Below are 11,099 nucleotides of genomic sequence, written 5' to 3'. Positions count from 1 at the left end.
CCCTCGATCTGCACACCGTGTGAAGGCGAGAAGGACTGGGATGAGACGAGACGGAGGCGGCGGAGGGCGAGGAAGGGGCAATCGGCGACGAGGAACGAGGAGAAGCAAGACGGGAAGCGGAAGTGCGTGAAGACGGAGGGTTGGAGGACAGGGAGCACCTGAGCAGTGGGCTCGGCAAAGAGGCAGGGTCCGGATTCAGAAATCAGGTTTACGATGGGGTCCAGACGATGCAAGCACCGCCCGCGGGCGGCGTCGCGCCTCATCGCCGTACGGCGAGAGGAAACAGGACCACCATGAAGAATCGACTCGGGTTGACCTTCCTGGCGACCGGCACACTCCTGTTGGCCGCGGTGTCGGCGTGTGCCGACAACGACGCAGATCCTCCGCCGACGACGCCAGCCACATCGTCTCCAACGAAATCGAAGGCACCGACGGCCACCGCCTCGACGACCTCGCCGACCGACGCCGCGACCGCTGAGGCAACGGCTGCGATGACGGACTACTACGCCGTCCTCGACGAGCTCCGGTCCGATCCATCGAGCGACCTCGAGAAGCTGAAGACCGTCGCGATCGGTGCACAGCTCAACGCCGTTCAGACACTCGTAGGTCGACAGCAGGATCAGGGACAGCGCCAGACCGGCACGACCGCCATCAGCGAGCTGAAAGCTCAGTCGGTCAACCTCGACAACTCGGACCCGGACGCCGGCAAGGTGCCGACGGTCGTCATCGACGTCTGCTGGGACGTCAGCAAGGTCGACGTGCTCGACAAGAGCGGTAAGTCGATCGTCTCCCCCACCCGCCCGAGCACCGGGTGGACGCGTTACACCGTCGCGAACTACGACTACGCCGCCGATCCGACCAGTGGCTGGCGCGTGGCGACGGGCCAGGACCTCAAGAAGACGCCATGCGCGGCATCCTGATTCGCCTTCTCCTGACTGCGCTGTCCGCCGCCGGCTTCTCCGTCCTTGTCCACGCCGCGTCATACGCGGACACCGTGTGCTCGCAGACCGACCCAGCGACGGGCGAGTGCCTCATCTGGATCGAGGTGCCGGGCACGCCCGGTACGCCAGGTGAGCCAGGTGACGACGGGCCGCAGGACACCGGCAACGGAGCGGCCTGCTTCTGGGATGGCACGAGCCAAGGCATCACGAAACCTCCGCCCGGGCCGGTGCCCTGCTCCTCGCCCGCGGGCTACTGGTCGAACAGCTATCACTGCTACATCAGTCCGGTTGAGCCCCAGCCGCCGGCGGGCGACCCGAGTTGGCAGGGTCACGAGCCCGGAGACGGGGCGGTGTACAACTGCTATCAGCCGCAGACGGGTCTGCTCATCACCGTCTGGTCGCAGGACCCGCCCCCGGACTCCGGCACGGGACCAACGCCGCGCGAGGTGGCGCAGATCGCGATCGAGCAGATGCATCTGTCTGCCATCAACATCGGCATCGCCCCCGAGCCGGGTCCGGGCAGCATCGGACTGGTCGGCATGCCGGTCTGGATGTGGGCCAAGAACCCGAACGCCCACACCGTCGGCCCTATCACCGAGAGCGCCTCTGCCGGCGGCATCACAGTCACGGCGACCGCGACGGTCCTCGACATCACCTGGGACATGGGCGACGGCACCGAGGTCGTCTGCAATACGGCGGGCACGCCGTACAAGCCGGAGTTCGGGCGGAAGGACTCCCCCGACTGCGGCCACACCTACAAGGAGTCGAGCGCCGGCCAGACGGATGACGCCTACACCGTCACCGCGACCTCGAGCTGGGTCATCACCTGGTCGGGCGCGGGCCAGACCGGGACGATCCGCCTCGACGGCCTCAACCGCTCGACCCAGATCCGGATCGGCGAAGCCCAGGTGCTCGTGAACTGACGAGAACTGCGCGGGAGGGACCAACGTGACCACGACTGCCCGAGAGGGCCGGAAGCCCGGCCCCCACGCCGGTGCGCCGAGTATCGGCCCACCGATCATTCCCCCGCCCAAGCTGCGAAGGCGCCCTGGTCTCGTCGTCGCCGCGGTGGTCATCACCGCGCTCGGCTGCCTGCTCGGCGCGTGGGCCTGGAACGCGACGACCAGCACCGAGGAAGTGCTAACTGCTACGAACACCATCCATCGCGGCGAGGTGATCACTGCCGACGACATCCAACGCATCCGGATCAGCGGCGATTCGGCTCTGGAACCGCTCCCGGCCTCGGCGTACGACGAGATCATTGGTCAGCGCGCCGCGCTCGACATCTCCGCCGGCGGACTGCTCACGACCGAGTCGACGACCGATGCACCGATGCCACCTGAAGGTGAGTCGATCGTCGGGATCTCGCTGACCCCGGCACAAGTCCCAGCACTGCCCATGCACGGCGGCGACAAGGTCCGGATCATCGTCACCCCGGCCGCGAACGGCGATGCTCCGACCGGCACACCACAGTTCACCGAGGCGGAAGTAGTGGACACCACCGTCGACGAAACCACAGGCAACACCGTCGTCAACGTCCTGGTGCCCTACGCCGACGCGAGCGTGCTCGCAGCCCGTGCCGCGACCGGCAACGTGGCGCTGATCCTCGACTCAGGGGCTGAGTGATGGCGATCGTCTGCCTGACCTCGGCATCCGGCTCCCCCGGCGTCACCACCACTGCGGTCGGCATCGCGTTCTCCTGGCCACGGCCGGCGCTCCTCGTCGAGGCCGACCCCACCGGAGGATCTGGCGTCCTTCCGGGATTCCTGCGCGGCACGACGCCCTACGACGCCGGGTTGATCGAGCTCGCGCTCTCACCGCTGGGCACGGCGGACGCGCTGCGAGACGTCGTACGGCCGCTGAGTCCGAACGTCTCCGTCGTGGCCGGCATCCGGTCGCACGCTCAGGCCCCGGCGCTGCGCGATGTCTGGGGTCCATTGCTAGCAGCACTCCGCGACCTGGACGACAGTGGCCAGGACGTCATCGTCGACGGTGGTCGGCTCGGGCTCGTGGCCTCACCGGCTCCGTTGCTGGACGCCGCCGATGTGACCCTGCTGGTCACCAGAGCCACTCTGCCGTCGATCTCGGCCGCTCGCTCGTGGGCGGAGACCGTCCGCCAGCCCGCGACCGGATGGCGACGCCCCGGCTTGCTTCTTGTCGGCGAGGGCCAGCCGTACCGGGCCACCGAGGTCGCCAAGGTTCTCGGCATGCCCGTCGTCGCCGACCTGCCGGACGACCCAACCGCCGCCGCTGTCTACCACCGCGGCGCAGCGCCCCCGAAGCACTTCGAGACCGGCCCCTACGTCCGTGGACTCCAGGCAACGGTCCATTCCATCCAGGCCCACATCGCTCGCGGTCGGTTCGCGCTGGTCGAGGAGGCGCGGGCATGACCGAGGCCTACCGATTCGCGAACGAGTACGGCGACCTGACCCATCTGCCGATCTTCAGCCAGACGAGCAACGGTGTCATCCCGATGCCGCACGGCCTCGACCCGACGGCTACTTCGCCGCCAGCGGCCACGTCCGATGTCGACTGGGCGTTGGTCTCCGCGTTGCGTGCCCAGGCGTCGGAGCAACTCAGCCAGGCCGTGCAGTCCGATCGCGCCCGTCTGGACAAGGAGGCGCAGCAGGAACTCGGCCGGTCGATCGTGCTGGACCTGATCGAGTCTGCGATGGCCGAGGCCGTCGACGCCGGCCAGGGCTCGTGGAGTCCAGCGAAGCAGCAGGCGACCGCCCAGGCTGTGTTCGACTCGCTGTTCCGGCTCGGCCGTCTCCAGCCGATGGTCGACGACGACCGGATCGAGAACATCGTGATCGTCGGTCACGACAACGTGCAGCTCGAGCTGGTCGACGGAACGCTTGTGCCCGGACCGCCGGTCGCCGACTCCGATCAGGAGCTGATCGATTTCCTGGTCTTCCTGGCGTCGCGCAGCGAGGTGAACGCTCGTTCGTTCTCCGAGGCCCAGCCGAGCCTGCACATGAGGCTCGACGGCGGATCGCGTCTGGCCGCGGTCGCCTGGGTGACCACGCGTCCCTCGGTCGTGATCCGTCGTCACCGGTTGATGCGGGTGACGCTGGACGACCTCGTCGCACGCGACATGATGACGCCGGTCGTGGCCTCGTTCCTACGAGCCGCGGTGCGTGCTCGCTGCTCGATCGTGGTCGCCGGTGCGCAAGGTGCCGGGAAGACCACGCTCGTCCGGGCCCTCTGCGCCGAGATCGACGAGCTCGAGGCGATCGGGACCTTCGAGACCGAGTACGAGCTGCATCTCCACGAGCTCGGCCGGCACAAGGTGGTCATTCCGTGGGAAGCCCGGCCGGGATCGGGTGAGCGGGGTGCTGACGGGCGGCAGTCGGGTGAGTTCACCCTCGACGAGGCACTCGTCGACTCCTTCCGCTTCAACCTCTCGCGACAGATCGTCGGCGAGGTCCGTGGCAAGGAGATCTGGGCGATGATCAAGGCGATGGAGTCGGGCACCGGATCCATCTCCACCACGCACGCCGCCGACGCGGTGGCCGCCGTACGCAAGCTCGTGACCTGCGCGATGGAGGCGGGCCCGCACGTCACTCAAGGACTCGCGACGAGCAAGCTCGCAGCGACCGTCGATCTCATCGTCCAACTGAGCATGGAGACCAAGGTTGCGCCAGGCGGGGCTCAGCGGACCAGGCGGGTCGCCGAGGTCATCGCGCTGGCGCCCGGCGAGAAGGAACCCGGCTACGCGACCACGCACGTGTTCCGCGCCGACGCCAGCGGCATCGCAGCTCCAGACGTCCTTCCCGACGAATACCGCCGACTCGCCCAGCATGGCTTCGACCTGGCGGCCTACCTCGCCAGCCAACCGCTGGGAGCCCGGCCATGACCGTGTTCATCCCCGCACTCGCTGGTGGACTCGTCGCCCTCGGGCTCCTCGGCCTCGTCATCGGCCTGCGCCCGGCAGCCGTGCCACCGCGGCAGTCCACCCGAGCGCGTCGGCGCCGCGGACCCACGCGGCGCACCCGCCTCCTGCTTCTTGCCGGTGGCGCGCTCGGTCTTGTCGGCTGGCTCATCACCGGCTGGATTCTGGCGCTCGTGATCACCCCGATCGCCGTCATCGGACTGCCGATCCTGCTCAGCGCCCCACCGGCCGCGACGCAGATCGCGCGCCTCGAAGCCATGGAGGAATGGACTCGATCGCTGTCCGGGGTGCTCACCGTCGGTATCGGCCTGGAGCAGGCACTGGTCGCAACGCTGCGATCGACACCCGCGCCGATCGCCGATGAGGTCCAACGGCTGGTGACCCGGCTCCGGGCACGGTGGGACACCGAGAAGGCGCTCCGCGCATTCGCCGACGAACTCGACGACGCCACCGGCGACCTGATCGCAGCGAACCTGATCCTGGGGGCCCGTCGGCGCGGAGCCGGGCTGGCTAGCGTCCTCGAAGGACTCGCTGAGTCGGTCGGCGCCGATGTGCGCGCTCGCCGAGAGGTCGAGGCAGATCGGGCCAAGCCGCGAGCAACGGCGCGGTGGGTCACCGTGATCAGCGCGAGTGTGCTCGTCGTACTCGCGCTGTCCGGGACGTACGTCGAGCCGTACCGCACCCCGGTCGGCCAGGTGCTCCTCGTACTGCTCCTGTCGGCGTACGTCGCCACGCTGATCTGGATGCGGCGCATGGCCGCAGGCAAGCCGCTCCCCCGGTTCCTGGCGACCCGCGCAGTCGCGGAGGTGACGCGATGATCACCGGGCTGCAGCTGGCGATCCTCTCGGGAGGCCTCGTCGGCCTGGGCGCCGTACTCCTCGTCGCGCGCCTGCTGCCTGTCGAACCTGATCTCGCCGACGCGCTGGAGCGGGTGTCCTCGACGCGATCTCACAACGCGACGGCCGCCGACTCCGCTCAGTCCAGCAAGGAGCGGCTCGGCCTGTGGGGCCTGCGCGTCCTGCCTGCTGGTCTGTGGGTTCGTACGCCGACTCGCGAACTGGCCTTGCTCCGGATCCCGGTCGCGCAGTTCTACGGCGAAAAGTTGATGTTCGCCGGACTCGGCCTGCTGATCCCGCCGGTGCTCGTCACGCTGTTCAACGTCTTCGGGCTGAGCATCCCGTTCCAGCTCCCAGCCGTCGCGTCACTCGGACTGGCCGCTGTCATGTTCTTCATCCCGAACTACAACGCGCTCGACGACGCGAAGAAGGCACGCCTCGAGTTCGCCCGGGCGCTCGGCGCCTACATCGACCTCGTTGCGCTGGAGCGCAACAACGGCATCGGTCAGCGCCAGGCGATGGAGGCCGCCGCCGAGGTCGGCGACTCGTGGGTGTTCACCCGGCTCTCCGAGGAACTCACCCGATCGCGCTGGTCCGGGCTGCCGCCTTGGGACGCGCTGCACACCTTGGCTGAGGAACTCGGACTGCCCGAGCTCGACGACTTCGCCGCCATCATGCGCCTCTCGGGCGAGGAAGGAGCAGGTGTGTACGCGACCCTGCGCGCCCGATCGGCCGCGATGCGCACGGCGATGCTCAACGACGAACTCGCTCAGGCCAACGCTGTCGGCGAGCGCATGTCGATGCCCGGCTCGCTGCTCGGCGTCATCTTCATGGCGCTGCTCGTTGCACCCTCATTGCTTCGCATGTTCACGAACTCGTGACCACGGAAGGACACAACCACAGGAGGAAACCCATGTTGAAGGTTCTGGTCCTGCTGCAGATCGCAGTACTCAGCAAGTACGACGCCCTGCGCGAATCCCGCCGCAGCGAACGCGGCTCGGTGACGATGGAGCACGTCCTCTGGGCGGTCGCCGTCATCGGCATCGTCGGGATCGTGGTCCTCGCGGTCACGAACTATGTCACCTCAGAAGCGGGCAAGATCAAGTAGCCGCCGCCGGCGACGCGGCGAGCGGGGCTCGGTCTCGATCGAGCTCGTCGTACTGCTGCCTGCACTCTTCGCGGTCATGTTCCTGGGCATGCAGGCCGCCCTCTACTACCACGCGAAGACGGTCGCGATCGCCGCAGCGCAGCAAGGTGCCCGAGCCGCTGGCACCGAGCAGGGCAGGGAGTCCGACGGCGTCGGTGCCGCCAACGACTTCCTCAGCGAAGCCGGTGGGGACGACGTACTCACCGGGACATCCACGATTGCGAACCGCACCGCAACCACTGCCACGGTGACCGTCAGCGGCTTCAGCCTGAGCGTCATCCCGGGGTGGAAGGTCCGCATCACACAGAGCGCGAGCGTCCCCGTAGAGCAGGTGACCGCACCATGAACCACCGGGACGAACGGGGCTCGGCCGCGATCGAGGCGGCGATCGGCGTACCCGCCTTCGCCCTGTTCGTCGGCCTGATCATCTTCGGGGGCCGGACGGCGACCACCCATGAGGCGCTTCAGTCCGCAGCTGCCGATGCCGCCCGTTCGGCTTCACTGGCGCGCGACGCCGAGGTCGCCCGCGCCGACGCACGCGAGGCAGCGGCAGTGAGCATCACCAACCAGAAGATCGGGTGCTCGGCCATCGACGTCGACGTCGACACGAGCGACTTCAACAAGCAGCCGGGCGTCCCGGGATCTGTGAACGTGACTGTGTCCTGCCGACTCGACCTATCCGACCTCGCTGTCCCCGGAGTCCCCGGATCCCGCGTAATGAGCGCGACCATGTCCAGCCCGATCGACACCTGGCGGGAACGATGAGCCTCCGGGACGAGCGCGGCTCGGTCAGTGTCTGGCTGGCCCTGTCCAGTTTCGTGATGATCTTCCTCGTCGGCCTCGCGGTCGACCTCGGAGGACAGGTCCACGCGCATGAGCGAGCCCACGACGTCGCCGCACAGGCCGCACGGGCTGGTGGCGAGGAGGTTGAAGGCAGCTCCGCCATCCAGGGCCAAGATCTCGTGATCAACCCCGCCGCCGCACGCACTGCCGCGCAGCGCTACCTCGAAGCAGCAGGAGTCACCGGCACCGTAGCGATCACCGCCGGCACCACGATCACCGTGACCGTGAACGACTCCTACGACCCGCAGTTCCTCGGTCTCATCGGCATCAACCGCCTCGACGTCACCGGCACCGCGACCGCACGACTCGTCCGCACCCTCGGAGGTAGCGAGCAATGAACAGAGCCAACTCCAGGGTGCGAGGCCTCCTGGCCACCCTCGCGCTCGTCGGATTCATGGTCGGCGTACCCGTCGTGCTGGTCGCTATCGATGCGCTCCCCGACCCGAGCGCGTTCACGTGGTCCCGGCTGACGTCTCAGGACGACGGCACACTGGCTCTGCAGGTCATCACCGGGATCTGCTGGATCGCGTGGGCGGTCTTCACGTGCCAGCTCATTGCCTCCATCGTGTCGCAGGGTCGCGGCATCCGTACGCCGCGCCTTCCGGGTCTCGCTGTGCCGCAGCTCGCCGCCGACCGCCTAGTCGCCGCCGCGGCGCTGCTGTTCATCGCAGTGCCGGCCGTCAGTGCTGTGTTGCCCCAACCCCGCGCGCACGCGGCAGTCGCGGCGCCGTTGCCCGAGGACCCGGAGGCTGCCGTCGACGTCGCGCCGCCGGTAGGAACCCGAGCAGAGGACCGCGTCCAGGCGGTGCAGACCGAGACCGAGCGCTACACGGTCAAGCGCGGTGACAGCCTCTGGAAGATCGCCGAAGAGCGACTGGGTGACGGCACGCGGTACGTCGAGCTCGTCGCCCTCAACGAGGCCGTCCTCGACGGACGTCCCGACTTCCTCCTGCCCGGAACCGTGCTCAAGGTCCCCAGCGCAGACGCCTCATCCGACGGCTCGTACGTCGTCCAGCCAGGTGACACCCTCTCCGAGATCTCCGAGGACCGGCTGGGCGACGCCGATGCCTACCCGTCGATCTTTCAAGCATCGCGCGGCACCGTTCAGGCAAACGGTGCCCACCTCACCGACCCGGATCTCATCCTTCCCGGCTGGAAGCTCACCATCCCGCGACAGCCGGAGCCGGCTGAGCCGCAGAAGCCGAAGCACGCGCAGGACCCATCAATCGACGAGACGACTCCTCCGACGGACGCCATCCCTCCCGCCCCGGAGGTACCTGAGCAGCCCGAGTCCGAATCTGCCGAGGACGAGGTCGCCCCGAGTTGGCTGCTCCCGGGATTGGCCGGTGCAGGAGCACTCCTGGCCGGCTCGCTCTGGTTGGTGCTCCGGCAGCACCGGCGGACCCAATTGCGCTATCGCCGGCCGGGCAGGATCATCGCGCCGCCACCAGAGGAGTTGCGCGCGGTCGAGAAGTCGGTGCAGGTGACCGGTTCTGCGACCGCCCACCCGATCGAAGGACTGGATGCGGCACTACGGGGTCTCAGTCCTGCACCGCGCCTGGCCTCCGTCCGGCTCTCCCCGAGCCGGATCGTGCTGACGCTCGCGGAGCCGGCTGAACTCCCCAGGCCATGGACTGGGGAAGGCGTTGCATGGCTGCTCTCGGTCAACGAGGTCACGACTCCTCCCCCAGATGCGCTGTCGCCGTACCCGATGCTGGTCAGCATCGGGCAGGCCGACGATGCAGCGCTCGTCCTGCTCAACCTCGAGGAACTCCGTGCGGTGGCACTCACTGGTGATGCCGATCGCAGCGCCGCACTGGCTCGCCATCTCATGGCTGAACTGGTCGTCAACCCCTGGGCCTCGCCGGTGCACATCGAAGCACTTGGCATCGGCGGCGAGCTCGCCGCGATCAACCGCGACTTCGTCCACGTCCACGACCCCGGAGACGCCGCGTTTCTTGACGCCCTGGCCGACGACCTGGGGTCCGCCAGCCCGAACGGCGAGCCGGACGAGTTCCACGCGGCGATCATCGCGGGCGGCGACAGCGGTCCGGACCTGACGCGCTTGGCCGGAGCCATCGTCGGATTCCCGGGACGCTCCGGCATGGCTCTGGTGACCGTTGAAAGAGAACCGTCCCCGCCGTACGTTGTCATCAACCTGTCCCCTGAAGGTCGTCTCCGGATCCCGTCCCTCGACCTCGATTTCGCTGCATCGGGGCTCACCACCACCGAGGCAGAGGCCTGTGCCGCGCTGATCGACCTCACAACGGAGGCCGAGGTCGTGCCGACCCCCCGTCCCACCGACGGCAAGGTCGTGTCGGACTGCGCTGGTGCGCTCGTGGAGGAGCTGACCGAACCACGCCCTGAAACAGAAGCGGCGGGTAGTTCGTCCCTCCTTCCACTCGACGCTCATGTGTACGCCGACCGGGCGGCCACAAGCGTCGATGACGTTGAGGTTCTCGCTCCCAACGCGACCCAGGAAGCCGCGCCGGCAGTGCAAGCCTCCGATCCAGACCTGGACGAGGACCTTGCGCGATGGGATTCCCCGATTCCTGTCGCACCGAAGGTCACCTTGCTGGGCCCGGTCACGGTCAGGACTCTGGGCGACGCGGCAGCGACCGCCCACCGACGGCCCTACTACGTCGAGTTCCTTGCCTACCTCGTGCTCCACCCGAGCGGCGTCACCGCCGAGAAGCTGGCCGAGGACCTCTGCATCCGTCCTCAGAAGGCGCGCTCCGACCTAAGCATCATCCGTAAATGGCTCGGAGAGAGCCGGGCCGGTAAGCCCTACCTCCCGCGGGCCCAGCAGACCCACCAGGACGGCGTTCCCGCGACGTACAGGCTCGACGGGGTCCTCTGCGATCTGGACCTGTTCCGGCGCCTCCGCGCTCGCGGCCAGAGCCGTGGCGCCGAAGGGATGGATGACCTCGTCTCCGCGCTGCACCTCGTCAGCGGCGAGCCGTTCACCGACTTGCGCAAGGACGGGTGGGGCTGGCTCCTCGAGGGCGACCGGCTCGACCACATCATGACCGCGGCGATCGTCGACGTCGGGCACATCGTGATCACCCACGCGCTGACCGTCGGCGATCTCGACCTGGCCGACTTCGCGTCGAACGTCGGCCTCGCCGCGTCGCCGTACGACGAGGTCGCCACCCTCGACCGTGTTGCCGTCGATCGAGCCATGGGTGACGTGGACGGGGCCGACGCGCGGATGCGAAACGGAGTCTCGAATCGGAGCGATGACCGCTACGGACCGATCCAGTTGCCTCCTCGGAGCGTGGAAATCGTGGAGGGGCAGCGCGCTACCACGGCCAGGCGACGCCACACGGGCTGACTCGCCACCCACGCGCGAGAGCGCCTGCGGAGCGACGGTTGCCATGCCGTTGCAAGGCCGCAGACGGCGGTGGAACCCTACTATTGGTGCGTGAGCCGAACTG

The 11,099-nt window shown here is 68.3% G+C and carries 12 protein-coding genes; all 12 read left to right on the top strand.

Translation table 11 applies throughout. From position 1 onward, the window contains the following. Positions 1-311 precede the first annotated feature (311 nt). Positions 312-920: a hypothetical protein gene (locus ACNKF0_RS09840; RefSeq protein ID WP_416957934.1), complete on the top strand. Its 609-nt coding sequence runs from the start codon at positions 312-314 to the stop codon at positions 918-920. Then, the gene (locus tag ACNKF0_RS09835; protein ID WP_416957932.1) at positions 905-1,864 is read left to right on the top strand and encodes a hypothetical protein; all 960 of its coding nucleotides are present in this window, start codon (positions 905-907) and stop codon (positions 1,862-1,864) included. The genes ACNKF0_RS09840 and ACNKF0_RS09835 overlap by 16 nt, the downstream gene beginning before the upstream one ends. A 25-nt stretch (positions 1,865-1,889) precedes the next feature. Beyond that, on the top strand, positions 1,890-2,567 hold the full coding sequence (locus ACNKF0_RS09830) for an SAF domain-containing protein (RefSeq protein WP_416957930.1): 678 nt from the start codon (positions 1,890-1,892) through the stop codon (positions 2,565-2,567). After that, on the top strand, positions 2,567-3,331 hold the full coding sequence (locus ACNKF0_RS09825) for a hypothetical protein (protein ID WP_416957928.1): 765 nt from the start codon (positions 2,567-2,569) through the stop codon (positions 3,329-3,331). The genes ACNKF0_RS09830 and ACNKF0_RS09825 overlap by 1 nt, the downstream gene beginning before the upstream one ends. Beyond that, positions 3,328-4,800, top strand: a complete 1,473-nt coding sequence (locus ACNKF0_RS09820; protein WP_416957926.1) for a CpaF family protein — start codon at positions 3,328-3,330, stop codon at positions 4,798-4,800. The genes ACNKF0_RS09825 and ACNKF0_RS09820 overlap by 4 nt, the downstream gene beginning before the upstream one ends. Next, on the top strand, positions 4,797-5,654 hold the full coding sequence (locus ACNKF0_RS09815) for a type II secretion system F family protein (protein ID WP_416957924.1): 858 nt from the start codon (positions 4,797-4,799) through the stop codon (positions 5,652-5,654). The genes ACNKF0_RS09820 and ACNKF0_RS09815 overlap by 4 nt, the downstream gene beginning before the upstream one ends. Then, a complete protein-coding gene (locus ACNKF0_RS09810; RefSeq protein WP_416957922.1) occupies positions 5,651-6,553 on the top strand; it encodes a type II secretion system F family protein in 903 nt (300 codons plus the stop codon). The genes ACNKF0_RS09815 and ACNKF0_RS09810 overlap by 4 nt, the downstream gene beginning before the upstream one ends. Positions 6,554-6,585: 32 nt before the next feature. Next, on the top strand, positions 6,586-6,780 hold the full coding sequence (locus tag ACNKF0_RS09805) for a hypothetical protein (RefSeq protein WP_416957920.1): 195 nt from the start codon (positions 6,586-6,588) through the stop codon (positions 6,778-6,780). A 76-nt stretch (positions 6,781-6,856) separates the two neighbouring features. Then, positions 6,857-7,165: a pilus assembly protein gene (locus ACNKF0_RS09800; RefSeq protein WP_416957918.1), complete on the top strand. Its 309-nt coding sequence runs from the start codon at positions 6,857-6,859 to the stop codon at positions 7,163-7,165. After that, positions 7,162-7,584 carry a TadE/TadG family type IV pilus assembly protein gene (locus tag ACNKF0_RS09795; RefSeq protein ID WP_416957916.1) on the top strand — a complete coding sequence of 141 codons (423 nt, stop codon included), beginning with the start codon at positions 7,162-7,164 and terminating at the stop codon, positions 7,582-7,584. The genes ACNKF0_RS09800 and ACNKF0_RS09795 overlap by 4 nt, the downstream gene beginning before the upstream one ends. Next, a complete protein-coding gene (locus tag ACNKF0_RS09790; RefSeq protein ID WP_416957914.1) occupies positions 7,581-8,000 on the top strand; it encodes a TadE/TadG family type IV pilus assembly protein in 420 nt (139 codons plus the stop codon). Before ACNKF0_RS09795 ends, ACNKF0_RS09790 begins: the two co-directional genes overlap by 4 nt. Beyond that, positions 7,997-10,996: a LysM peptidoglycan-binding domain-containing protein gene (locus ACNKF0_RS09785; RefSeq protein ID WP_416957912.1), complete on the top strand. Its 3,000-nt coding sequence runs from the start codon at positions 7,997-7,999 to the stop codon at positions 10,994-10,996. The genes ACNKF0_RS09790 and ACNKF0_RS09785 overlap by 4 nt, the downstream gene beginning before the upstream one ends. Positions 10,997-11,099: the final 103 nt, after the last annotated feature.

Source organism: Nocardioides sp. T5 (assembly GCF_048161455.1).
Taxonomy (GTDB): Bacteria; Actinomycetota; Actinomycetes; order Propionibacteriales; family Nocardioidaceae; genus Nocardioides.
Note: the sequence above shows the minus strand (reverse complement) of the source record. Positions and strands in the feature narration are given on the sequence as shown.